At 67.0% G+C, this 24,093-nt stretch carries 15 protein-coding genes; 8 read left to right on the forward strand and 7 right to left on the reverse strand.

Annotated elements, in window-relative coordinates; translation table 11 throughout:
• Positions 1-152: 152 nt before the first annotated feature.
• A complete protein-coding gene (locus RAH39_RS08350; RefSeq protein WP_306589631.1) occupies positions 153-2,687 on the reverse strand; it encodes a right-handed parallel beta-helix repeat-containing protein in 2,535 nt (844 codons plus the stop codon).
• Positions 2,688-2,902: 215 nt separating this feature from the next.
• Between RAH39_RS08350 and RAH39_RS08355 the strand changes: the two genes are divergently transcribed.
• From RAH39_RS08355 to wecB, 4 genes are all read left to right on the forward strand, one after another.
• Positions 2,903-4,198, forward strand: coding sequence for a phenylacetate--CoA ligase family protein (locus tag RAH39_RS08355; RefSeq protein ID WP_306589632.1), 1,296 nt, complete (start codon positions 2,903-2,905; stop codon positions 4,196-4,198).
• Between the two features lie 67 nt (positions 4,199-4,265).
• Positions 4,266-5,519, forward strand: a complete 1,254-nt coding sequence (locus RAH39_RS08360; RefSeq protein ID WP_306589633.1) for a glycosyltransferase family 4 protein — start codon at positions 4,266-4,268, stop codon at positions 5,517-5,519.
• Complete coding sequence (locus RAH39_RS08365; RefSeq protein ID WP_306589634.1) at positions 5,498-6,550, forward strand: polysaccharide biosynthesis protein; 1,053 nt, start codon at positions 5,498-5,500, stop codon at positions 6,548-6,550. Before RAH39_RS08360 ends, RAH39_RS08365 begins: the two co-directional genes overlap by 22 nt.
• Positions 6,547-7,677: a non-hydrolyzing UDP-N-acetylglucosamine 2-epimerase gene (gene wecB / locus RAH39_RS08370; RefSeq protein WP_306589635.1), complete on the forward strand. Its 1,131-nt coding sequence runs from the start codon at positions 6,547-6,549 to the stop codon at positions 7,675-7,677. Before RAH39_RS08365 ends, wecB begins: the two co-directional genes overlap by 4 nt.
• A 99-nt stretch (positions 7,678-7,776) precedes the next feature.
• Here wecB and RAH39_RS08375 read toward each other — a convergent pair whose 3' ends face one another.
• Genes RAH39_RS08375 through RAH39_RS08390 form a run of 4 tightly spaced genes read right to left on the reverse strand, consistent with a single transcriptional unit; the run spans position 7,777 to position 12,579 of the window.
• Positions 7,777-8,391: a sugar transferase gene (locus RAH39_RS08375; RefSeq protein ID WP_306589636.1), complete on the reverse strand. Its 615-nt coding sequence runs from the start codon at positions 8,389-8,391 to the stop codon at positions 7,777-7,779.
• A 2-nt stretch (positions 8,392-8,393) separates the two neighbouring features.
• Positions 8,394-9,608: a DegT/DnrJ/EryC1/StrS family aminotransferase gene (locus RAH39_RS08380; RefSeq protein ID WP_306589637.1), complete on the reverse strand. Its 1,215-nt coding sequence runs from the start codon at positions 9,606-9,608 to the stop codon at positions 8,394-8,396.
• Entirely contained in the window at positions 9,608-10,867 is a 1,260-nt protein-coding gene (locus RAH39_RS08385; protein ID WP_306589638.1) for a glycosyltransferase family 4 protein, read from the reverse strand. Before RAH39_RS08385 ends, RAH39_RS08380 begins: the two co-directional genes overlap by 1 nt.
• A complete protein-coding gene (locus tag RAH39_RS08390; protein ID WP_306589639.1) occupies positions 10,864-12,579 on the reverse strand; it encodes a GNAT family N-acetyltransferase in 1,716 nt (571 codons plus the stop codon). The genes RAH39_RS08385 and RAH39_RS08390 overlap by 4 nt, the downstream gene beginning before the upstream one ends.
• Positions 12,580-13,188: 609 nt before the next feature.
• On the opposite strand from RAH39_RS08390, the gene RAH39_RS08395 reads away from it, so the two are divergent.
• From RAH39_RS08395 to RAH39_RS08405, 3 genes are read left to right on the forward strand one after another with little or no spacing between them, the layout of a single operon-like run.
• A complete protein-coding gene (locus RAH39_RS08395) occupies positions 13,189-14,103 on the forward strand; it encodes a proline dehydrogenase family protein (protein ID WP_306589640.1) in 915 nt (304 codons plus the stop codon).
• Entirely contained in the window at positions 14,100-15,080 is a 981-nt protein-coding gene (locus tag RAH39_RS08400) for a hypothetical protein (protein WP_306589641.1), read from the forward strand. Before RAH39_RS08395 ends, RAH39_RS08400 begins: the two co-directional genes overlap by 4 nt.
• Positions 15,077-16,123 (forward strand): beta propeller repeat protein, encoded by a 1,047-nt coding sequence (locus RAH39_RS08405; RefSeq protein WP_306589642.1) that lies wholly within the window; start codon positions 15,077-15,079, stop codon positions 16,121-16,123. Before RAH39_RS08400 ends, RAH39_RS08405 begins: the two co-directional genes overlap by 4 nt.
• Positions 16,124-16,190: 67 nt before the next feature.
• On the opposite strand, the gene RAH39_RS08410 is transcribed toward RAH39_RS08405, so the two are convergent.
• Positions 16,191-21,137, reverse strand: coding sequence for a right-handed parallel beta-helix repeat-containing protein (locus tag RAH39_RS08410; protein ID WP_306589643.1), 4,947 nt, complete (start codon positions 21,135-21,137; stop codon positions 16,191-16,193).
• A gap of 141 nt (positions 21,138-21,278) precedes the next feature.
• Here RAH39_RS08410 and RAH39_RS08415 point away from each other — a divergent pair, with 141 nt between their 5' ends.
• Positions 21,279-21,911 carry a PilZ domain-containing protein gene (locus RAH39_RS08415; RefSeq protein ID WP_306589644.1) on the forward strand — a complete coding sequence of 211 codons (633 nt, stop codon included), beginning with the start codon at positions 21,279-21,281 and terminating at the stop codon, positions 21,909-21,911.
• 59 nt (positions 21,912-21,970) lie between these two features.
• Here RAH39_RS08415 and RAH39_RS08420 read toward each other — a convergent pair whose 3' ends face one another.
• Entirely contained in the window at positions 21,971-23,980 is a 2,010-nt protein-coding gene (locus RAH39_RS08420; protein WP_306589645.1) for a polysaccharide biosynthesis protein, read from the reverse strand.
• Positions 23,981-24,093 lie beyond the last annotated feature (113 nt).

A 24,093-nucleotide genomic window follows, 5' to 3' on the forward strand; every position in this document is an offset into this window, starting at 1 on the left:
GGGGCTGCGTCGATACTGGACCAGATGGAGGGTTCATCAAGCGCCGATCGGATCCGGACGCGCGGAGACGATTGGATCATGTCGCTGAGTGTAGCCAAGTATAACGTATTTTTCTGAAGCCGCACCAGTCTCTATCGGACTCTGCCGACAATTCACTTTCCCCATAGCAGGGCCGTGGCCGGACGGATTTCGCAGGCGCAGCGGCCCACCCGTTCGAGCGGAAGGGGCCGGAAGCCCAGCCGGAAAGCCGGGGAATCGGGAAGCAGCGCGAAGTCGTCGGCCGCCGGCCGGCGGAACCGGGGATCGGCCACGAGGGAGGCCGCGTCCTGGCCTCCCTGCCGCCACGTGCGGAAATCGACGCCTCCGCCCGAACCGAACGTCGGCGAGGCCCCCCGGGGCGGGAAGTAGAGATTCCGGTCCAGGCGGACCACGTCGCGGCCGAGGACATCGGCGGCCAGCGCCAGGGCCTCGGGATTGGAAAAGGCCAGGATGTTGGAGGTGATCTCCAGCCCCCTCGACTGTCCCTCGAAGTTGGCCACGGTGCCCTGGGAGACCCGTCCGTCCACGAAGACGTTGTTCACGACCCGGTTGTCGCGCCCACCCTGGAGCATGACCCCCCCGTTCCAGGCGCGGTACACGAGGTTGCCGCGCACCTCGTACCCGCTCGCGAAGGAATCCAGGTAGATTCCCCAGGCCAGAAAGTCCGGGCGGCCGAAGGTCGTGCCGTAGCCGACGGTATCGGCAACGACGTTGTATCGGATGGCGCTGCCGCTCCGGAAAGCGCGATCGTGCTGAGTGACTTCGATTCCGCCGGTGTCGGCGGTCTCCAGGTTGGTGTTCCGGATCCGGTTGAACTCGATGACGTTTTCCCGCCCCGGGTTCTTGAGGGAGATCCCGTAGCGGGACGCGTCGTGGATGGCGTTGCCCGAGACGAGGTTCTTCGACGCGCCTGCGCCCGCAAGCACGACCCCGCCCACATGGTGGTAGGCCTCCCCCAGGTGGTGGAGGTGGTTGCCCGAGATGGTGTTCCTGCCGCTCTCCCGCACCAGGACGCCGCCTCCGCCCGCGTGGGCCACATCGCAGCCCTGGACGGCGTTCCCGCCGCCCCGCGTCACGCACACGGCGTAGGTCCCGATATTCACAAAGCGGCAATCCTCCACCACGCAGGCCTCGGCATCCGTCAGTTGGACGGCACCCTCGTCGCCCATGCCGTAGCCGGCACTGGCGCCGGTCCGCGTCCAGTCCGTGTCGCGGAAGGTGAGGCCCGTGAAGCGCAGGTACCGTGCCGGAGCCAGGCGGCTCCCCTGGACCTGGATCAGCCGGGAGGTGCGCGGCGCGATGACCTCGCTGCGCGCGGAAAAGCCCGCCCGGGGAAGATACGCCACCGTGCCGGCCCCAGCGTCGAGGAACCATTCGCCGGGCGCGTCCAGTTCTTCCCGTACGTTCTCCACGTAGTAGCGGTCCCCGGGATTGAGGGCGGCGCGGGCTTCGGGCCCCCCGAGGAGGAGCCGTCGGCCCGCGGCGTCATAGCCGCGGAGCGACAGGATCTCGGAGAAGGCCCGGCAGTCCCCGGACGGAAAGATGCGCAGTTCGGCGTCCGGGGCCGTCAGCCAGCCGGGCCGCACATCCGAGGGCTCGCACTGGACGGCGTCCTTGGGTCCCTGCCCCGCCCCACTCACCTGAAGCCCCCGCGCCTCGCGGCGGCGGAAGTCCTTGGCGGAGAAAGTCACGAGACGCCCCTGGGACGGAGGCTGGAGAACGGTTCCATCCGGAACCCAGGCCGGATCGCCGGAGAGGGCCAGCACGTCGAGGACGAGCCCCCCACCCTGCCGGTTCTGCCAGCGGAGGGCCCGCTCTCCCGCACCCAGGCGGAGGACGGCCGCCCGCGCCCACCGGACGGGGCTCCAGCTGCCGGTATCCGCCAGATCCGCGAGCGGAATGGAAGGGCCGCCATCCACGGCGACGGCGGTCCGACCGTCCATGGACGCGAATCCGTACGGGGCGTTGCGGGCGCCGTAATGCAGCCACAGGACGTAGGTTCCGGCGGCGGGAACGTCCACGCGGTATTCCAGCCAATCGCCGGCGCCGTGGATCCCGCCCACGGTCACGCCGAAGGCCGGCGCATCGGATCCGCCCGCGTGCAGGAAACCCTTCCGAAAGGGATCCGCTGGATCCACGTTGGGATAGCGCGCCCGCACCTCGCGCCGGCCGTCCACGAACAGGGAACGGAAGGTCCAAGGGTCGGTCCCCGCGCTCCGCAGATCGAACAGGAGAGGGCTTCCCGAAGGAGCGGATGGGGGCGTCAAGCGCCTCCCCCCAACGAATTCCGGCCGCTCTCCGGGAAAGGCCTCGTAAACCACGGGGGCGGCTTCGGTTCCGGAATCGCGGGCATCGAAGCTGACCGGCGCGTCGAAGTAGTAGAGCCCGCCCCGGATCTGGACCGAGAGGCGCCTGGAGGACGATCCCGCCGCCTTGAGCGCGCGAACCGCGTCCCGCGCCCGCTCCAGGGTGGCGAAGGGACCGTCGCTGCCGTCGGGGCTGGGCGCCGCCAGCCGGCCCGACCAGGCATCCCGCCCTGCGGGGGACACGAAGAAAGTGCCCGCAGGAGGGGGCGGAACCCCGGCGGAATCCAGCGCACATCCGAGGAAGGCCACGCCCATCGCCCAGCGCCGGAACCCCGCAGACATGAGACTTCCTGTCCGGCCGGTCCTCATGTCGGTTCGCTCTCCAGGCACTTGAACATTCCGCTCGACAGGCAATACCATTGGCGTGTTTTTCACAATCATAGCACGTCTACCATTGACTTGAGCATCCTTCTTATAGAACCTGGTTCACACGATCACCCCACTCCGGTCCCTCCCGGAATCCCCTTTCGGCGGACCTTTTGATGAAGGACGGCGCGATGCTCGCAGCACGAATTCGGAACTGGGGCTTCTGGACGAGCGATCTCCTCCAAGGGGCGCCCGTACGGAAGCACTGCGAGGACATCGAAGCCCGGCTGGTCTCCGGAAATCCCTCCGGCGAACGGCTGGAGGCGCTGCTCCGCTACGCCGTGGAGCACGTCCCCCACTACGCCCCCTTCCGCGGCTTCGGGTCCCTGCAGGACTTCCCCGTGGTGGACAAGACCGTGATCAAGGCGGATTACGAGGCCTTCCATTCCGACGCCTTCGCCGGGGCCCACCTCCACCTCCTGCGCACCAGCGGGTCGACGGGAATCCCCTTCGCCGTCCTCCAGGACGAGGACAAGCGGCGGCGCGTGCTGGCGGAGATGATCTGCTTCGGGCGCCGCGCCCAGTACCACGTGGGCGACCGTTTCGTGTTCACCCGGGCCTGGAACGAGCACAACCGCAAGCGCTGGGACGTGGCCCTGCGCGAGAACGCGATCATGTTCGACGTCTCTTCCCTCGACGAGGCGCGGCTGGAATCCCTCCGCGCGCTCCTCCGAAGCGACACCGGGATCCGCTGCATCATGGGCTATCCCTCCACCTTCGAGCCCCTCATGCAGTACATGGAGCGGCGGGGCGACGACTTCGAAGCCGCCCATCTCCGGTCGATCATCACCATCTCCGAGCGGCTGTCCGACGCGACGCGGAAGGCCCTCCAGGAGCGCTTCAAGTGCATCGTCGTCTCCCGCTACTCCAACCAGGAGAACGGGATCCTCGCCCAGCAGTGCCCCGAGCGGGGCGAATTCCACCTGAACACCGCCAGCTACTTCTTCGAGTACCTCAAGCTGGAGGAGAACCTGCCCGCCGCGCCCGGAGAGCGCGCCCGGATGGTGGTCACCGACCTCTTCAACCGCGCCATGCCGCTGATCCGGTACGACACGGGCGACATCGTGGTGCGCCAGCCCTCCGCCGCCTGCGGCTGGGCCACGGACGCGCTCTCCAGTGTGGAGGGCCGGAGGATGGACTTCATCTACGACACCATGGACCGCCTGCTGTCCCCCGCCGCCGTATGCAACCACCTGTGGCCCTTCACCCGCCTGAAGCAGTACCAGTTCATCCAGGAGGCCAAGGGGCGCTACGAGATCGTGCTCAACGGCGCCGACGGGAATTACCGCGACGAGCAGTTCGTCGACCTGATGAGGAACGTCCTGGGCTCCGACGCCGACGTGCGCGTCACCCACGTGGACCGCATCCCTTCGCACGCTTCCGGCAAGTTCATGCAGATCGTCAGCCGCTACAGGCCTTCCGCATGACGGAAATGCCCTTCGCGCACCACCCGGCGGGACGCCAGCGGCGGCCGCCCCTTCCGGATGCCCGCCCATGAACATCCTCTACCTCACCCTCCGCTTCCCCCTGCCCACGCAGCCCGCCTCGCCTTCCGACCTGATGCAGCTCATGGAAGAGTTCTGCCGGCGGGGCCACCGGGTGGACGTGATCACCGTCGACGAGCGCAGGTACGGCCGTCCCACCCGGCTCGTGGAGGAAGGGCCCTTCCAGGTGCTCCGCGTCCGCACGGGGAACATCTACGACGTGGGCACCTACGAGAAGGGGCTGAGCATGGTGACCCTTCCCTGGCTATTCCGCCGCGCCATGGCCCAGTACCTGCCGGAGCGCCGCTACGACCTGGTGATCTACGCGGCACCGCCGGTCACCTTCTCCCGGGTCATCCGGGGGCTGCGGCGGGTCCAGCCCTGGGCGAAGACCTACCTGATGCTGAAGGACATCTTTCCCCAGAACGCCAAAGACCTCGGGATCATCCGGAATCCGCTGCTGTACGCCTTCTTCAAGCGGCAGGAACGCGAGCTCTACGCCGCGTCGGACGTGATCGGGTGCATGTCGCCCGCCAACGTCGCCTTCCTCCGCCAGCAGAGCCCGGAGATCGCCCCCGGCCGGCTGGAAGTGCTGCCCAATACCCGCACGCCGGGCCCTGACCGGGGCCTGGGGAGGCCGGGACCCCTGCGCCGCAAGCACGGGATTCCGGAGGACGCCGTCGTGGTCCTCTACGGCGGCAACCTGGGCGTCCCGCAGGGCCTGGATTTCCTTCTCCGCGTGTTCGAGGCCAACCGCGACCGCCCGGGCCTCCACTTCCTGCTGGTGGGCCGAGGGACCGAGCGCCGCCGGCTGGCGGACGCCGTCGCCGCCAAGGGCCTCGCCAACGTGACCCAGATCCCCCACCTGCCCCGGCCCGAATACGAGGCGCTGGCCCGCGAATGTGACATCGGGCTGGTCTGCCTGGACCCCCGGTTCACCATCCCCAACTTCCCGTCCCGGGTGCTGTCCTACTTCGAGATCCGGATGCCCGTCCTCGCCGCCCTGGATCACGCCACGGACTTCGGCCACATGCTGGACGACGCCCAGGCGGGGCTGTGGTCCCGCGCGGGCGACCTCGACCTCTTCCAAGCCCACCTGGACCGCCTCGCCGGCGATCCCGAACTGCGTGCGCGCATGGGCGCTGCGGGCCGGCGCTACCTGGAATCGCATTTTACTTCCGGCAAAGCATACGAAATCATCTCGAAACACATCCCCCATTCCCAATCCGAGCCGGAGGACTCTTGTCCAGCCATCTCGATCTGAAGAACGCCACGCTCCTGATCACGGGCGGCACGGGCTCGTTCGGAAATGTCGTGCTGCGAAAGTACCTCGCCACGGACATCGGCGAGATCCGGATCTTCAGCCGGGACGAGAAGAAGCAGGACGACATGCGGCACTTCTACAAGGACAACCGGATCAAGTACTACATCGGCGACATCCGCGATCCGGGAAGCGTGTCCTCCGCATTGCGCGGGGTGGACTACGTCTTCCATGCCGCGGCCCTGAAGCAGGTGCCCTCCTGCGAGTTCTACCCGATGGAGGCTGTGCGGACCAACGTCCTCGGGACCTCCAACCTGCTCCAGGCCGCGGTCCAGTCCGAAGTGAAGCGGGTCGTCTGCCTCAGCACGGACAAGGCCGTCTACCCCATCAACGCCATGGGAATCTCCAAAGCGATGATGGAAAAGGTGGCCCTCGCCGAATCGCGGAACATCAGCGCCAAGGGGCCCGTGATCTGCGTGACCCGCTACGGGAACGTGATGGCCTCGCGGGGCTCCGTCATCCCCCTCTTCCTCGATCAGATCCGCGCGGGCAAGCCCCTCACCGTGACGGATCCGGACATGACGCGGTTCCTGATGCACCTCGACACCGCCGTGGAGCTGGTGGAATTCGCCTTCTCCCACGGGCACCAAGGGGACACCTTCGTGCGGAAGGCCCCGGCCTCCACCATCGGGGACCTGGCCCTCGCCATCAAGGAGCTGCTCCAGTCCGACAGCGAGATCCAGGTGATCGGCACCCGCCACGGCGAGAAGCGCTACGAGAGCCTGCTTTCCCGCGAGGAGCGCGTCCGCGCGGAGGACCTGGACGACTACTTCCGCGTCCCCGCCGACTCCCGCGACCTCAACTATTCGAAGTACTTTTCCGTGGGCAACCTCGAAGTCTCCCAGAGCGAGGAGTACCACTCCCACAATGCCCAGCGACTCTCCGTTCCCGAGATCAAGGACCTGCTGCTGACCCTCGAATGCGTCCGCGAGGCCCTCGCGGAACGCGGGCTGCAGCCGGAGCCCGCGCGATGAAGAAACTGCGCGTGCTCACGGTGGTGGGAACCCGGCCGGAGATCATCCGGCTGTCCCGGGTCATCACCCGCCTGGAGGAGACGACGGACCACATCCTCGTCCACACCGGCCAGAACTACGACTACGAACTGAACCAAGTGTTCTTCGAGGATCTCGGCCTCCGCCGGCCGGACCACTTCCTGGAGGCCGCCGGCGCCAGGCTGGCGGAGACCATCGGGCACATCATCTCCCGCGTGGATCCCGTCCTGGAGGAGTGCCGCCCCGACGCCCTGCTGGTGCTGGGCGACACCAACAGCTGCCTGTCCGTGCTGCCCGCCAAGCGCCGCAAGATCCCCATCTTCCACATGGAGGCGGGAAACCGCTGCTTCGACCAGCGGGTGCCCGAGGAATCCAACCGCAAGGTGGTGGACCACCTCGCCGACATCAACCTACCCTACAGCTCCCACGCCCGGGAGAACCTCCTCCGCGAAGGCCTGCCCACGGATCGCATCATCAAGACGGGCAGTCCCATGTACGAGGTGCTCCACGACTACCGCGACGGCATCGAGGGATCGGACGTCCTCGCGCGGCTGGGACTGAAGCCCGAGGACTACTTCCTCGTCAGCTGCCATCGCGAGGAGAACGTCGATTCCGACGTCAATCTGCCGAAGTTCGTCGCGCTGCTCAACCACCTGGCCGAGACCCACGGGAAACGGGTGATCGTCTCCGCCCACCCCCGCACGCGGAAGCGGCTGGAGGCGACGGGCGCGGCCACGGCGGCGGGTGTGGAGCTGGCGAAGCCGTTCGGCTACTTCGATTACGTCAAGCTCCAGCAGAAGGCCCTGCTGGTGCTTTCCGACAGCGGCACCATCACGGAGGAATCCTCCATCCTGGATTTCCCCGCCATCAATATCCGGGAGGCCCACGAGCGACCCGAAGGCATGGAGGAAGGGGCCGTGATTCTCGCGGGAATGGAGATCGACCGCGTGGAGCAGGCCATCCAGGTCCTCCGCTCCGCCTCCATCCGCGCCGGCCGCCGGACCCGGATCGTCAAGGACTACGACGCGCCGCAGGTTTCCGAGACCGTGGTCCGCGCCATCCACAGCTACGTGGACTACGTGAACCGCGTCGTGTGGCGGAAAGCCTGAAGGCCCTCGACACCCCGGCTTTCATCCAGCGCCTTCTCATCATCCAGACACTCAGGTGTCTTGGTGGTGATCTTCATCTTTTGAACGCGAATGCGTCCCCTACGCGATCCCGCCGTGGATCCGCGCGGGGGGGAACAGCCGGAGCGTGGCGAGGATCACCAGGAAATCCGACGCCACGCTGGCGCGGGAAGCGTAGGCGAGGTTGATCCGGATCTTGTCGGGAAGGAGCACCCGGACGTAGGTCTCGTCGGGGTTTTCCGCCTCGGCCAGCAGCTCGCTCTCGCTGCGGTACTTGATGGAGGCCAGGTCCGTGATCCCCGGGCGCAGGCCCAGGATCGCCTGCTCGGCATCGCTGTAGAAAGCCACGTAGCGCGGGACTTCGGGCCTCGGTCCCACCAGGCTCATCTCGCCCACGAGGACGTTCAGCAGTTGAGGCAGCTCGTCGAGCTTGGTGTCCCGCAGCCAAGCGCCCACACGGGTGATCCGCGGGTCCCGCCCCACGGTGATGGCGCGGCCCTGGCGGTCGGCATCCACCACCATGGTGCGGAATTTCCAGATGCGGAACGGCTTTCCGCCCCGGCCCACGCGGACCTGGCGGAAGAAGATCGGCCCGCCGTCCTCCAGCTTCACCGCGCACGCCGCCACCAGCAGGAGGGGCCACAGGAGGGCCAACCCCAAGGCCGACCAGAAGACGTCGAAGACCCGCTTCGCCATGGTTACGCCAGGTTCGCCAGGACCAGGCGCCGGACGGCGTGGATGACGTCGTCCACATCCTCGTCCGTCAGCCCGGGATGGAGCGGCACGCTCAGCATCCGGGAATAGGCGTCGGCGGCCACGGGCAGGGCCTCGGGCAGGTACCCGTACTTATCGCGGTAGAAGGGGTGCATGTGGACCGGCAGGTAGTGGACCGAGGTGCCGATGTTGCGGGCCTTCAGCTCATCGATGAACGCGTTGCGGTCGATCCGCAGCAGCTCCGGGCGCAAACGCAGGACGTAGAGGTGCCAGCTGGATTCCGCCCAGGGCAGCTCCACGGGGAGCTGGAGGGCGGCCAAATCCGCGAAGCCCGCGGCGTAGCGGGCCACCACTTCCCGCCGCCGCCGCTGGAACGCTTCGAGGCGCTTCAGCTGCTGGAGGCCGATGGAGGCCTGCACGTCGGTCATGTTGTACTTGAAGCCGGGCAGGACGACCTCGTAGTACCACGAGCCCGACCGATCGAAGCGCTTCCACGCGTCGCGGTTCATCCCGTGGTGCCCGATGATGCGGCACTTCTCGACGAGGGCGGGATCGCCCGTGACGCAGCCCCCTTCGATGGTGGTGAGGTTCTTCGTGGCGTAGAAGCTGAACGCCGCCAGGTTCGCGCGGGACCCGACGAGCCGGCCCTTGTAGTGCGTGGGAATGGCGTGGGCTGCGTCCTCGAGGACGGCGAGGCCGTGCTCCTCGGCAAGGGCGTCCAGCTCGTCCATCGCCGCCGGGTGGCCCGCGTAGTGGACGGGAAGTAGCACCTTGGTGCGGGGCGTGATGGCGGCGCGGACGGCCTCCGGCGACAGGGTGAGCGAATCGGGGGAGACGTCCACCAGCACGGGCTTCGCGCCGACGTGCTCCACCACGTTGGCGGTGGCGCAGAACGTCATGGAGGGAACGATCACTTCATCGCCGGGTCCCACGCCCAGCGCCACCAGAGCCACGTGGAGCCCCGCGGTGCAGGAGTTGAGGGCCACCACGCCGGGAGCCTGGAGGTAGTCCTTCAGCGCCCCTTCGAAAGCGTGGGTCTTGGGGCCCGTGGTGACCCAGGGCGACTGGAGGGTGTCCATCACCTCCGCCCGCTCGGCGTCGCCGATGGTGGGCGGATTGTAGGCGAGAAAGTCGGTCCGCGCGGGACGATCCTCGGAGACGGAGGCCCGGGGAGAGTCGGGGACGGAAAGGGGATTCATCAGATGCCTCCGGCGGGTTGGGCGAGAAGGTGGTCGAAGGTCTGGAGGTAGTGCCGGATCGCGGACCGGCGGGAGAGGTGGGCCTCCACGTAGTCGCGGCCCTGGCGGCCCTCCTGCCGCACGCGCTCCGGCGCGTTGCGGTATTCGAGGATCACCTGCGCCAGGCGGGCGGGATCGCAGGGCGGAACGACCGCGCCCGAGCGGCTCTCCCGGATGGCGACGGCGAGGGGGCTGTCCTCCTCCACGCAGCCGACGACCGGGCGGCCCGCGGCGAGGTAGTTCCAGGTCTTGCTGGGGACGGCGATCCGGGCCGCGCCGGGCTTGAGGGGGATCACGCCGAGGTTGCAGGCGTTGTAGACGAAGGGCACCTGGTCCAGGGGCTGGAGGGGGAGGAACACGCAGTTCGAAAGGCCCCGCTCCTTCGCCAGCTCCTCCAGGGCGCGCTTCGCGTTCCCATCGCCGATGAACACGAACCGGATGTCCGGGATCTCCTTCAGGCACTCCGCCGCCAGGACCACGGATTCGAGGTTCTGCATCAGGCCGATGGTTCCCGCGTACTGGACCACGAACACGCCGCCGCGGCGGAAAGCCGTGCTGGCGGGGCTGTCCCCCGGCTGGATGTGATCGGTGTCCACCCAGTTGGGGATCGTGGCCACCTGCGTGCCCGGGACGGTCCGCTGGACGTAGTCCGAGAAGGCGGGGCTGATGGAAGCCACGAGGTCGGACACGCGGTAGGTGGCCTCCTCCGCCTTCCGCAGCCAGCGGTAGAGCCGGCCGTTTCCGGTGAGCAGCCCGGCCACCACCGCCGAATCGGGGAAGATGTCCTGGAGGTTGTAGACCAGCTTCGCGCCCTTCAGCCGGGCGAGCAGGGCCGCGGGCAGCCCCGCCAGGGGCGGCGTGGAGGCCACGAAGATCAGATCCACGTCCCGTACCGCGAGCCCCCGCAGCAGGAAGAAGGCCATGAACCAGAGGTATTCCCCGAACTTGTGGAACATGCCCAGGCGCCGGAGGAAGGGGTTCCAGGCCCGGTGGATCCGGCCCTTCAGCCGGGGATGGTCCGTCATCACCGGACGGGCCGCCAGGGCGGGTCCGTTGGTCAGGACGGTGACTTTCAGTCCCTCCTCCGCCAGCCCCTCCGCCAGGGCCTTCATCAGGTCGGTGGAAGCACTGGGGATCGGCGCGAAATAGGGCGTGATGATCAGGACGTGGCCGAGGCCCGCCGCCGTTTCAAAGCGCTCGCGGAGTGGGGGAGAGGTCATGCTCGGGTTCCGTGGGAAAAGGTTCCGGGAGAAGTGAATTCGCCCCCTCGATCGCTGGCCCACACCGGCTGCGAGAGGGCCAAGTGGGGCAACCGGACCCGGGCCCGGCGCTCCCTCCGCTGGATGCCCGGGGCCGTCGCCTCTTCGGAAGGAAGGGGCGGACGCAACTCCAGGCGGAGGTGGATGAGGCGGTCGGTGCTCTGGGCGGGAACTTCGACGAAACCCGCGCGCTCGTTGAGCTGGCGGGCGCGGTGATTCTTGCGGCGGACCCCCGTGGTGACGGCCGCCATCCCGCGCTCGCGACAGACGCGGATCGAGGCGTCCTTGAGGGCCTTCCCCACCCCCAGCCTCCGGTAGTCCTCATCCACGGCCGTGAAGGCGATCTGGGCCACTTTCTGTTCCTGGGCCTGCGGCTTGCTCCGGGCGAACATGCGCAGCGCCCGCCCGACGATCTCCCGGTGGAAAAGGGCACCGGGATGGCGCAGGCAGCCCCGGATGAGTTCGCGGCGGCAGGCCCGCATCATGGGCAGGTTGTAGGGCCGATCGGCCAGGGTGGTGAATCCGATGATCCGCTCCCCCTGCCGCGCCACCAGGACGCAGATGTCGGGGGAGGCCAGGAACCACCGGTACACGGCCTCGATGAACGCCTTCCCCAGGCGGACCGGGATGTGGTCGTGCCCGGTGAAGCACCTCACGTGGAGGTCCACCAGGGCGTTGAGGTCCAGGCGCGTGGCCGTGGTCACCTGGAAGCTCTTGGCGTCCGCCAGGAGCGCGGGCTCCGGCACCAACCGGCGGCGCTCGGGCTCAAGCCGCGGAGGCCACACCTGATCTTCCAGGGGCTTGAGGCCCTCGAGGTAGAAGCGCATCATCCCCTCCGCCTTGGCGAGGGAAGGATTGGAGGGATCGCGGTCGAGCAGCCTCTGCGTCCAGCGGTGGACGGCAGGCAGGGCGAAGGGCCGGATCAGGGGATTGAAGTCGACGCACTGGCGGACCAGCTTGGGCCGGAGCCCCATCCGGAACTTGAACTCGTCCACGTTCGAGGGCGCGTCCAGGGACTGCACGGTGTAGAAGATCCCTTCCACGCCTTCGCGCTGCAGCAGCTCCCGGCTCACCGCGTAGAACAGCGCGTTGTTCACGTGCTCCGCCAGGAAGCGCCGGTGGCTGAGGGCGAAGGGGACGGAGAAGACCGTGCCCTGCCGCACGCTCATGAGGGCCGCGGCCAGCTCACCGTTGGAGGTCGCCGCCCAGGCCTCGAACCCCGGCAGTCCCGACGCGGCCGCGCAGGTCCGCCGCCAATCCGCTTCGGTCATGCTGCGCACCCGCTCCTGGCGGGCCAAGGTGTCCTGCTGAAGGGCCCAGCCCTCCGTCGCCAGCCGCTCGAAGGAGATCCGCTCGATCCCGAAGCGGCCCAGGCCTGCGCGGATCCCATTGCGAGCCTGGGGTTTCAGGTGATCCAGCGAATAGGGCTCGTTCACCACGACGTGGTAGCTGGCCACTCCCCGCGGCGCGTCGAAGGGCGCGGAGTAGCGGAGGGCCAAGCCGCCGTGGCGGAGCATCAGCTCCCGGACTTCGGCTTCGCTGGGGGTGATGGTCCAGTGGTAGGGGAAGGCCTGGAACACGCCGGGAGCGGCGTTGTACCAGTGGCTGCTCTCCGTCCGCACCACCCGGTGGCCCCGGCGGCGCAGCCATTCTGCGAACAATTCCGTGTTCATGGGCACCCCGCGGCGGACGGGAAGGACTCGGCTCGATTCATGGGATCTCGGGCGTCGGCGGGTGGAGGGAATCGGCCCGGGGGAGATCCCCGGGGCCGGGTAGGTTGAGACAGAGATACCAAGACATGTTCATCCATTTTTTCCTCATGTAAACCTGGTTTGTCAACCTTCGCCAAAGATCCTTTCCGGATCCCATATGCTTCCGCCGCCTCCGCCGACCTCCCACCGGATGAATTTGCCTGGAGAGAAGAAGCATTTCGCTTTCCTCTGGCGAAGAGGACATTCCACGCTAACCTTGGATAAGAAAAAATACACATATACCCCTTCCCGAGCGTGTAAGATCACATCGACCCCCCAGTTTCCCTTGGATGGACTCCGGTGCCCCGGGCGATGGTCGCTTGCGGCGCTCTTCTCTTCTCACCGATGTCCTCAGCGCTTCGCGAGGCCGAGCATGCTGATTTGCGGCGTCCCACCGCGCCCCCCGCTTCCCTGCGGGGCGGGCGAGGGATGGGTGCTCGACGCAAGCGGAACCGGCGCGGCTTCTCTCCGCCTCGTCCCCGCGCTTCAAGCCCGCCGCCCGGGGATACCAGCCCCCTTCCTTGAGCTTCCATGATCCGCACCCTCGCCTCCGTCCTGGCTCGGCAGGCCTGGTTCCGCAAAGCCGTTCTGGGCACGCCCGTTCTGCGCGATCTCGCCGGGCGGTTCGTGGGTGGGGACGATCTTTCGGCGGGCCTGGCGGCGGTGCGCGGCCTCAATGCGCGGGGAATCCGGGGCTCCCTCAATTTCCACGGGATGCACGCGACGGACCCGGCCGAGGCAATCGCCGCGGCGGACGAGGCCCTGGACGCCCTGCACCGGATCCGCGCGGAAGGCCTCGATTCCCATGTCTCCGTGAAGCTCACCAAGCTCGGCCTCGACGTGGATCCGAACCTCTGCCTGGCGCAGCTCCGCCGCGTGCTCGACGGCGCCGCCGAGACGGGCGGATTCGTGCGGATCGACATGGAGGAAGCGGTCTACGTGGACCAGACGCTGGGAATCTTCGAAGCCATGCAGGACCACTACGGCGCCGGGACCGTGGGCCTGGTGATCCAGTCCTACCTGCGGGGCCGCGAAAGGGACCTCGACCGCCTGCTGGAACGGGGCGCCCGCGTCCGCCTCGTGAAGGGGGGCTACCGCGAATCCGCGGCGGCCGCTTTCCGGTCGGCGGCGGAGGTGGACGCGGCGTTCCGGCGGGACATCGAGCGGCTGCTGGCGCGGGGCGTCTTCCCCGCCATCGCCACCCACGACGCCGGAGCCGTCGCCTGGGCCCAGGAGCTCGCGGCCCAAATGGGAATGGAGAAGACGGCGTTCGAATTCCAGATGCTCTACGGCGTGAAGCCGGCCCTCCAGGACCGGCTGGTGGCGGAGGGCTACGCCGTCCGCTGCTATGTGCCCTACGGCGGCGACTGGGCCACGCACCTGGTGGGCTGCCTTCGCCGCCTGCCGGCGAGCGCGCTGGCCCACGCCCGGGGAGAGGCCGCGTGACGCCCGAGACCTTCGCCCAATGGCTGCGCCGGCTGGGGCACCGGGTGGTCCGCACCCCCAGCAGCTACTGGTACGACCTGGGTCCCCGGGTGTTCCAGGCCTTCCCCTACCACTGGGTGATCCGCCCCCAGGAGGACGAGCTGCTGGATCTCCTCCGGCGGGAGAGAGCCATTGGCCTGCGCTACTCCACGCCCCTGGACGCCGAGGAAGGCTCGTGCAGCTACCACATCGTCTACGACCGCCCGGAGTACGGACTCAAGAACGTGGATCCCTCCATCCGCGCCAAGGTCCGCCGCGGGCTGGAAGCCAGCCACGTCGGTCCCATCTCCATGGAGCGCTACGCCCGGGAGGGCTGGTCCATCGAGCAGGACACGCTCGCGCGGCAGCACCGCCACGCCCGCCGGGGCCAGAACCGCTGGGAACGGATGGTGGAGGCCGCCGCGGATCTGGAAGGATTCGAGGTCTGGGGGGCCGAAGTGGAGGGACGCCTCGCCGCGAGTCTGATGTTCGTGCGGATCGACGACTGCGTGGATCTCCTGTACCAGCAGTCCCTCCGCGACTACCTTCCCCTGCGCGTCAACAACGCCTTGATCTTCGACGCCACCAAGGAACTGGTGGCGCGGCCGGGCGTGCGGATGATCCACAACGGGGTCCACTCCCTGGACGCGCCGGACACCGTGGACCGGTTCAAGGTCCGGCTGGGCTACACGGTGAAGCCCGTCCGCCAAAGAGTGGTGTTCCATCCCCGCCTGGCCCGGTGGTTCGGGCCCCGGGCCTCGAATCTCCTGGAACGCCTGGCCGCGCTATATCCCGCCAACGAGTTCATCCGCAAGGCCGAGGGCCTGACCCGCTTCTACTGCAACGGAAAGCTCCCCGCCGGCCGCCAGCAGCTTCCCGGACTGCTGGAGTCGCTGGGGACGGGTTTCGCCGATTCGGACTGCCAATTCCCCTGGATCCTGCCCAAGGAAGCTCCATGACCGCCCCCAATCCAATGACCGTCCATGGCGAGACCCGGGGCCGAGCCCTGTTCATCGACCGACTAAACCGGCTGTATGTAGCCCGCAAATACCGCATTTTTCGCTCCGACGACGGCGGCGCCAACTGGACATTGGATTGTTGGGTGCCTGCTTCCGGGTGGGCCCCATTAACCCTGAGTTCCTCTCTTACCGCTCGCCTGTTCAGAGTGAATATCCAGGCTTTTCAAGTGCTTGATGATGGAACTCGCATAGCCGTCGCTCGAGATGGAATCTATCGAGCAGCCCCAGGAGAGTCCCGTATGACCCGGACCTGGTCCGTAGTTCGCGGAGCTCGTCCGATCGCCCTTTCGGCCCATGGCTCCCGATTATTATTCGGTGAATACGGTCGAATAGGGATGGAGCAATTAGCACTGCGCATCTACGTTTCCGAGGACGGTGGTTGCCATTTTGAACCCTTCTTTGAGTTTCCCAAGGGGGATATCCATCATGTCCACAATGTGGTCGTAGATCCTTATTCAGACCACTACTGGGTTCTGACTGGCGATTACGGAAGAACACCGGGGATCGCAGCTTTATCTAGAGATGGTCGCTGCCTGGATTGGGTGGATCGGGGCCATCAAATGGTCCGAGCAGTCAACGCCCTGCCCCGTCCTGATTGCCTGATCTATGGATCCGATACAGATCTGGAACCAAATTTTCTCATCCGATTGGACAAGAAGACAGGCCGTTGGGACCGCCTTCACCCGACGGAAGGAAGCGCGCTCTTTGCTGCTGACGCGGCGGGCATGGCACTTGTCTCTACCAGCTCAGAAGCGGTGACACGTGGAACGATCCCTTCCTGCAATCTCTATGGAAGTCGAGATGGTGAAAACTGGACTCGCCTTCTCTCTTTCACAAAAGACATCTGGTCCCCCATGCTTCATTTTGGCGTCGTCGTATTGCCTGCCGTTCAAGCCGCCAATATCTCGCGCTGGATGTTCAGTGGCCAAGCATTGGTCGACCATCATGACCGAGTCAGCGTGATGGGTTATCAACAGGGCTGACTTTCTGCCTTTATCACCGGAAGAGAAGAACCCAGCCGGCAAGATCGCACGTGAAAGGCCTCGCGTTCTATCGCTGGATCCCGATCTTGGAGACGTCGATTCCCGGGAAGCCGGGGATGCTGTACATCGGGCTGGAGGGCTGGAGGCGGAAGTCGAGGTTCGCCGGGTCGACGAACAGGGGGTCCGCCTGACTGAGGTTTGCGCCCACTTTGGTGAACCAGGTCAAGGGCGCGGCCAGGGACGTCGCAGAGTTGTGCTGGCGGTAGGCGTCTCCGGAACCGCCCTGCTGGAGGTTCCCGTAACAGGCCGAGCCCCCGGGCTCCAGCCAGCTGGTGCCCGCCAACAGGGACCAGGAGTTGGGAATGAGCGCCACGTGGGGATAGGCGGTCGCCCAGGCGCCCGACTGGTAGTTGAAGTGCTGGAGCTTGCCGAGCAGGTTCCAGGTGGAACCCGCGGTGTTGTTCACGAACTCGAAGCCCACGTTGCTGATGTCCACGCCGTACCAGTGGCCGCTGAAGACGTTGTATTGGGTCTCCACATTGCGCCCGCCGTTGTGCTGGATGGCGTAGAGGGGAGCGACCTTGTAGAGGATGTTCGCCTCGATCTTCACGCCGCTCCCGACGCCGTCGATGTAGATCCCGGAAAGGGCCGTCCCCAGCGGGCTGCCGCAGTTGCGGATCAGATTGTTCTGGATGAGGTTCCCCTGCGTGCCCCACTCGCGGCCGGTGGTGTAGATGACGCCCGCGTCGTTCGTCCACTGGGTGGCGTCGTAGATGAGGTTGTACCGGATGGTGTTTTCGTTCCCACTGTAGAGGATGGCCGCGTGCGGCGAATCGTGGATCTCGTTGTTCTGGACGGTGATCCCGATGGCGTCGTTGTTGTAGGTGTAGTCGGTGAACGACTGGATGTTGACGGCGGGCTGGTAGGTCCAGAACAGGCGCCCGAAGGCCTGGAACTCGGAGTTCTGCACCACGGTCCCGCTGCGGGTCAGGCTCATCCGGTCGCCTCCGGCCACCCACACGCCGCCCTTCCCCAGGTCGCGGAAGTCGCAGCCGTCCACGAGGTTGGAAGAACCGCTCAGCAGCATCCCGTAGCCGCCGGCGTTGCGGAACGTGCAGTTCTTGAAGGCCACGGAGGTGCAGCTGCTGCCGTAGACCAGGCGGTCCCGCGCGCCCTCGAAGGTGATCCCGTCCCACGTGATCTGCTGGCACCCCTGCATCTGCACGAGCGGCGTCTGGAGGGTGGAGATGAGGACTTCGGTCGGCGCCTGGTCCTTCACGGGACGCAGGTAGAGCTTGGCGTTCGTGCGATCGATGAAGTACTCGCCGGGGGCCGTCAGTTCTTCCAGCAGGTTATAGACGAAGAAGGGCTGACCCAGCCGCAGGCCATAGGTGGGGGACGACGCGAGAACCATCGCTCCCGTCGTGGGATCGAGGGAGGTGAGCGCGCTGTGGCTGCCCGACCAGCTGTAGTAGCCCAGGCCGTAGTACATCGCCTCGGCCGCGCGCCACCGGGTCATCCGCGAATCCGGGGCGGTGAGCTGGTTGGTGCCGTTGGTGCTGCGGATCAGGAGGAAGCCGGGCACCGGATTCGAGCCGTCCGCCGGAGCCAGGAACGCCGTGCCCGAAGCGCCGGACAGGGGCGCGAAGGCGCCCACGGGCCCCGCGAAGGTATCCCAGGTTCCCCAGGTGGCGGTGGAAGAGCCCGTGCCGCCCAGATCCTTGCGGTTGGAGATCCGCCAGTCTGCTCCCGCCGCGATGGCGGCGATGGACCAGAGATTGCCGCCCTTGGAGAGCTGGTAGTAGGGCCGGCCGAGGCTGTCCAGGCCCTTGTAAGCGTAGTCGCCGGTCACGTCGGGCGACAGGGTGCCCGTCACGCGGATGGTGGTCTCCGTCGCCAGGTTCACGGAAGAGGCTTCCACCGCCTTGGGATAGCGGGCCAGGGTGAGGGGCACGCCGTTGACGAAGACCTCCATCGCCTGATTCACCGTGCCGCCGGAATCCGAGCGGCTGGTGAGGTTACCCAGGTTCGAGGCGTAGGCGGACAGATCCACCACGTAGATCTTGGAGCGCGTGGAGGAATCCAGCCGGGACCAGTTGACGTCCGTCCCATCCACCGGCTTGACGTTGGCGACGTTCAGCGCGACACCGCCCACCAGCCGGGGCGTCTCGTTGGGATAGGCCTGGTAGACCACCGGATTGGCGGAGGAGCCCGAATCCGAGGACGTGAGGCTGAAAGTGGAGGTGCGGGGGTAGATGCCGCCGCGGAGCAGGACGCGGAGCGTTCCCGCACTGGCCCGGCTGGCGCTCTGGAGAAGGGCCTTGGCCCCTTCCAGGGTCGTGGGGGCGGTGACGGTGCCCGCGTTCCCCTGGACGCCGTTGGGCGCCACGATGATGCCCGAGGGGATGGCCGCCGCCTGGACCGTGACGACCGCCGACCCCTTCTTGGTGGCATCCGTCAGGCTGGTGGCCGTGATGGTGTGGGTGCCGGCCGCAGTCGGCGCCGTGTACACCACCGCCGTCCCGTTCACGGCGAGGGTGCCCACAGTGGCGCTGCCGTTGGTGATTCCATCGACCGCCCAGGCCACGCCCGCGCTCGACCCGCTGACCGTCGCCGCGAAGGACTGGGTGGCCCCGGAAGCCAGGGTGGACGTGGTGGGACTCAGTGCCACGGTCACCACCGGCGCCTGGACCGTGATGGTCGCGGAAGCGCTCTTCGTGCTATCGGCGGAACTGGTGGCCACCACCGTATGGGTGCCCGCCGCATTGGGCGCGGTATAGGTGGCCGTCGTCCCGCTCCCGGCGATGGTTCCCGTGGTGGTGTTCCCCCCGGCGACACCGTCCACGGTCCAGGTGACGCCTGCCGTGGAGCCGGAAACGGTGGCGGTGAAGGCGAGGGTCGCGCCCGCGGCCACGGAGGATGTGGTGGGGCTCAGCGTGACGCCCACCGGAGGGGCCTGGACCGTGATGGTCGCGGAGGCGCTCTTGGTCGCATCGGCCGAACTGGTGGCCACCAGCGCGTGGGTTCCCGCCGCCGTGGGGGCCGTATACGTCACGGTGTTGCCCGTCCCCGACACCGTGCCGGTGGTCGAGTTCCCCCCGGCGATACCGTCCACCTTCCAGGTGACGGCGGCGTTGGTGGCGTTGGACACCGTAGCGGTGAAAGAAGCCGTTCCCCCCGACGCGACCGTGGTGGCGGTGGGAGTGAGAGCCACACTCACCGGCGTGGGCGCCTGGACGGTGATGGTCGCGGAAGCGGATTTGGTCGTATCGGCGGTGCTGGTGGCCACGAGGACATGGGTCCCACCGGCCGCCGGAGCCGTATAGGTGACGGTGGCCCCTGTGCCGGAGACCGTGCCCGTCGTGGCGTTTCCACCGGCAACGCCATCCACGGTCCACGTGACGGTGGTCGTGGTCGCATTGGAGACGGTGGCCGTGAAGGAGGAAGTGCCCCCCGCGGCCAAGGTGGTGGCATTGGGATTCAAGGCGACGCTCACGGGCGTGGGAGCCTGCACCGTGATGGTGGCCGTGGCCGACTTGGTGGCATCCGCGGCGCTGGTGGCCTTCAAGGTGTGCGTTCCCGCGGCCGCCGGAGCCGTATAGGTCACCGTCGAGCCGGTCCCACTGATCGTGCCGGTGGTGGCGTTTCCGCCGGCTATACCGTCCACCGTCCACGCGACTCCGGCGGAAGATGCCCCCGTTACCGTCGCGGTGAAGGAGGCGGTGCTGCCCGCGAGAAGGCTGGCCGAAGCGGGATTGAGCGCGACTCCGACCGTGACCGGGACAGCCTGAACCGTGATGGCGGCGGAGGCCGACTTGGTGGCATCGGCCGTGCTCGTGGCGGTGAGCGTATGGGAGCCTGCCGTCCCCGGCGCGGTGTAGGTCACGGTGGCACCGGTGCCGGTCACCGTCCCCGTCGTCGTATTCCCGCCCACGACTCCATCCACGGCCCAGGTCACGGTCGTGGTGGAAGAGCCCGTCACGGCGGCCGTGAAGGAGGTGGTTCCTCCCGCAATCAGACTCGCCACGGTGGGGTTGAGGGTTACTCCCACCGTGGGCGCGGGGGCCTGAATGGTAAGGACGGCGGAGGCGGATTTAGTGGTGTCGGCGGCACTGGTGGCGGTCAGGGTGTGGGTGCCGGCGCTGGCGGGAGCGGTGTAGGTGACGGTCGTTCCGCTACCGCTCACGGTCCCAGCCGTGGCATTGCCTCCGCTGACGCCGTCCACCGCCCAGGTGACCGCGGTGTTGGAAGCATTCGCCACGGTGGCGGTGAAGGACGTGGTTCCCCCGGTCGTGAGGCTGGCGGAGGTGGGATTGAGGGCGACGCTAACGCTCGCCGCGGGCGCCTGGACGGTGATGGTGGACGTGGCCGACTTGGTCGGATCCGCCACGCTGGCGACCTTCAACGTATGGGTCCCTGCAGCGGTCGGCGCGGTGTAGATCACGGTGCTGCCCGTGCCGCTGATGGTGCCGGCAGTCGCATTGCCTCCAGCGACGCCATCCACACTCCACGTCACATCCGTATTCGACGTATTGGAAACCGTGACCGTGAACGACTGGTTCGCCCCCGTTTTGATGGTGGCGGCGGTGGGACTCACGCTCACGCTGGTCCGGTTTCGGAGGCGGACATTCACCGCCGATGTGGCCGACTTGTTCCCGTCCACGGCGCTGACCACTGTCAGGACATGGCTTCCCTCGGTTTCCGGGGCCGTGTAGGTCACGGTGGTGCCGCTTCCGCTGATGATGCCGACGGAGGCATTCCCGTTCGTGATCCCGTCCACTTTCCAGGTCACGGATGTGTCCGACGTCCCGCTGACGGTGGCGGTCAGGGACAGCGTGTCCCCGGCGTCAATTTCCGTGGCGCTGGGGGTCACACCCAGGGTGATGGTGCCCGGCGTGATCGGAGTGGCGGCGGCGGGGCTGCCTCCTCCTCCGCCGCTGCAGGCGATGAGCGAACAGAAGACCCCAATGGCGAGGAGGCCCAGCAGTCGGACTTGAATACTCCCAGCATGCATTTGGGAGACCCCTCAGCTACGGACAAAAACGTCTTCCGTCTACGTATCGGCGAAAAGGTGAGCGTTGCCAACCCAAGCCAACTTTATACCATTCCTTGCGAATCTCCACCGGCTACTTATCATGATGTCGAGGGAGTCATCATGGGCAAGACTGCGGACCATCGCACCTACCAACGCATCCCTTTCACCCAAAAGGTGAAGGTGGTGGCCCTGGGCCGCGTGGTGGCGTACTCCATGGCCATCAACATCGGCCTGGGGGGCGTGCTCCTCAGCGCGGCTCCGCTCGCAGTGGGCAGCCAGTGCCGTCTCACCATCCCGGTCCCGGACGGAGAGGGGATCAAGCGGATCCTCACCGAAGGCACCGTGGTACGCAGCGACGCGGGCGGAACGGCCGTCCAGTTCGCCAAGGCGCTCGAATCCGACAGCTTCGCCTACCTGTTCCGTGAGAGCTCCCGGATCTCCTTTGGCTCCATTCTTTCCGGCTACCAGGCCTACTTCCGCGTCAGCCGGAATCAGAACCTCGCGGATTGCGAAAGGCTTCTCGGGGTGAGCAAGCGCACCTTCCGCACCTCCTTCTACATCTCTTTCTTCTCCTGCATCTCCCTGGCGGTGCTTTCCGTATGGCTGCTGCGGAACAGCATCCCGGCCGCCCCCAATTGGGTGAAGGTGGTCTTCTCCTTCTGCTACGGCGCCGTGTGGCTCACCATCATCCAGCCGGCCGTCGACCTGACCGTTTTCCGCATTCTCCGCCACCGCCACCCCGCCACTTCCTGAATTTCACGAAGCCAAAAAGAAGCCCCGGAGCGATCCGGGGCTTCTTTTTTTGGTTCGCTTCAGCTGATCTTGGACTTGTTTTCGATCAGCCAGGGGGCGGTCGCGTCCTTGTGGGGAGGGTTTTTCCGGCGGCAGGGCTCCTCCGGGGACCGCAGATGGTTCAGCTGGCGGCGGTTCCAGGCGTAGCCGCCGTAGCGGGCGACACCGAGCAGCGAAGGCGTATAGGTGGGCACCATCCACTGGAGCAGGCGGACAATCTCCGGCTGGCGGTCCCGGAAGGGGAGGTTGACGGCCTTCCGAAAGCCCTCCAATCCCTCGAACAGCTTTTCCCGATCGATCCCCTGGGGGTTCGTCTCGAAGACCTTGGCGTGGAGCTTGGTGCTCGACCGCTCCTGGTCCAGGAACAGTTCTTCGTGCAGCTTCTCGCCGGGCCGGAGGCCCGTGAACTGGATGTCGATGTCGCGACCGGGAGTGAGCCCCGACAGCCGCGCCATGTCCGAGGCCAGGTCCGCAATCTTCACCGCCTCGCCCATATCCAACACGTACACCTTCCCCGTTTCGCCGAGGAGGCCGGCCTGCAGGACGAGCTGGCTCGCCTCTGGAATGGTCATGAAATACCGGGTCATGTCGGGGTGGGTGACCGTGAGGGGCCCGCCGCGTTCGATCTGCTCCTTGAACACCGGCACGACGCTTCCGCGGCTTCCCAGGACGTTCCCGAAGCGGACGCTGACGAACCGGGCGCCCGGCTTGGCCTTCTTGGAGGCCTCCAGGACGATGCACTCGGCGATCCGCTTGGAGGCCCCCAGGACGTTGGTCGGATTGACGGCCTTGTCCGTGGAGATGCTGACGAGGATGCGCGTGTTGAACTCCAGGGCCGCTTCCACCACGTTCATGGTCCCGAAGATGTTGTTGAGAACGGCCTCGGCGGGATGCGTCTCCAGGAAGGGGACGTGCTTGTGCGCGGCCGCGTGCATCACGATGTCGGGGCGGTACATCTGGAAGACTTCCCGGAGTCCGGCCCGCTTCCGGATATCCATCAGTTCCAGGGAATAAGCCTGATCCGGGAACAGCCGCTGGAATTCCCGCTGGATCATCCACAGGCTGTTCTCTCCCCGGCCCAGAAGGACGATGTGCTTAGGCTTGAAACTGGCGATCTGGCGGGCCAATTCGCTGCCGATGGATCCGCCGGCGCCCGTGATCAGCACCACGGACCCTTCCACCGCCTCCAGGAGGGCCGCGGTGTCGAGGTGGACGGGCTCCCGGCGCAGAACGTCCTCGATGGACACGTCGCGGATCACCGGTTTCCAGACCTGGGTTCCCAGGAGATTGAACAGTCCCGGCACCGTCTTGATGTGAACCCGGAGCGCCTGGAGGGAGGCGTTGAGCCGGCGGACCACATGGCCGGGGGCGCTCGGCAGGGCCAGGATGGCGTGGGTGACGTGATGCTTCCGGACCACTTCCTCCAGGCGGGAACTGCCGCCGAGGATGGGCAGGCCGTGGACCCGCTCGCCGTGGATGGCGGCGTCATCATCAATGAAGCCCACCACCTGCAGCCCCAGTTCCGGATGGCGGAGCAGTTCCTGAAGGACCAGGGCCCCGGCCTTCCCCGCCCCCACGATCAGGGCGCGGCTCCGGCGCTGGTCGGCCTTGTAGGCCCCGCCGTGGGTGTGGCGGTCCCGCCACCAGCGGCAGCCGATCCGCAGGGTCGCCCAGAACCCGCCGGTCAGGAGGCTCGCTCCTACGGCGATGTTGGAGACAGGCGGATACAGGCCGAAGGGACCCGTGAGAACCCGCAGGAGGAAGGCCAGCGCGACGAGGGTCAGCGTCGCCACGCCGAGCCGGAGGGCGTCCCGCAGATCGGTCATCCGATAGACGTGGCGGGTCAATTGATACAGGCCCCCCACGCTGAGGGAGATCAGCACCCAGATCCCCGCCCGCTTCAGATCCCAGCCGGAACCCGCCCACAGTCCCTCTGCGATCAGCCAGGCGGCGGCGGCCAGAAAGCCGTCCATGACCTGCTTTCCCGCCTGTCGCAGGAAGGGGTTTTCCAACTGAAGAAAGCGAGGCATGGCTATCGTTCTGGCTGGAGCTTCCATGGTCTTCCCATCTCCCGAAGGCTAGTCCAGGAAGTATAGGCGCCGGCACATGGGCATGTGTAAAATTCCTGCGTTTGAATCTAAAA

It is taken from the genome of Geothrix sp. 21YS21S-4 (assembly GCF_030845995.1).
Classification (GTDB): Bacteria; Acidobacteriota; Holophagae; order Holophagales; family Holophagaceae; genus Geothrix.

What these genes read in the sequence shown, in the direction of transcription:
- RAH39_RS08395 (WP_306589640.1), top strand. Translation starts at nt 13,189, where the DNA reads ATGATCCGCACCCTCGCCTCCGTCCTGGCTCGGCAGGCCTGGTTCCGC.
- RAH39_RS08355 (WP_306589632.1), top strand. Translation starts at nt 2,903, where the DNA reads ATGCTCGCAGCACGAATTCGGAACTGGGGCTTCTGGACGAGCGATCTC.
- RAH39_RS08420 (WP_306589645.1), bottom strand. Translation starts at nt 23,980, where the DNA reads ATGCCTCGCTTTCTTCAGTTGGAAAACCCCTTCCTGCGACAGGCGGGA.
- RAH39_RS08405 (WP_306589642.1), top strand. Translation starts at nt 15,077, where the DNA reads ATGACCGCCCCCAATCCAATGACCGTCCATGGCGAGACCCGGGGCCGA.
- RAH39_RS08350 (WP_306589631.1), bottom strand. Translation starts at nt 2,687, where the DNA reads ATGTCTGCGGGGTTCCGGCGCTGGGCGATGGGCGTGGCCTTCCTCGGA.
- RAH39_RS08380 (WP_306589637.1), bottom strand. Translation starts at nt 9,608, where the DNA reads ATGAATCCCCTTTCCGTCCCCGACTCTCCCCGGGCCTCCGTCTCCGAG.
- RAH39_RS08375 (WP_306589636.1), bottom strand. Translation starts at nt 8,391, where the DNA reads ATGGCGAAGCGGGTCTTCGACGTCTTCTGGTCGGCCTTGGGGTTGGCC.
- RAH39_RS08410 (WP_306589643.1), bottom strand. Translation starts at nt 21,137, where the DNA reads ATGCATGCTGGGAGTATTCAAGTCCGACTGCTGGGCCTCCTCGCCATT.
- RAH39_RS08385 (WP_306589638.1), bottom strand. Translation starts at nt 10,867, where the DNA reads ATGACCTCTCCCCCACTCCGCGAGCGCTTTGAAACGGCGGCGGGCCTC.
- RAH39_RS08415 (WP_306589644.1), top strand. Translation starts at nt 21,279, where the DNA reads ATGGGCAAGACTGCGGACCATCGCACCTACCAACGCATCCCTTTCACC.
- wecB (WP_306589635.1), top strand. Translation starts at nt 6,547, where the DNA reads ATGAAGAAACTGCGCGTGCTCACGGTGGTGGGAACCCGGCCGGAGATC.
- RAH39_RS08390 (WP_306589639.1), bottom strand. Translation starts at nt 12,579, where the DNA reads ATGAACACGGAATTGTTCGCAGAATGGCTGCGCCGCCGGGGCCACCGG.
- RAH39_RS08360 (WP_306589633.1), top strand. Translation starts at nt 4,266, where the DNA reads ATGAACATCCTCTACCTCACCCTCCGCTTCCCCCTGCCCACGCAGCCC.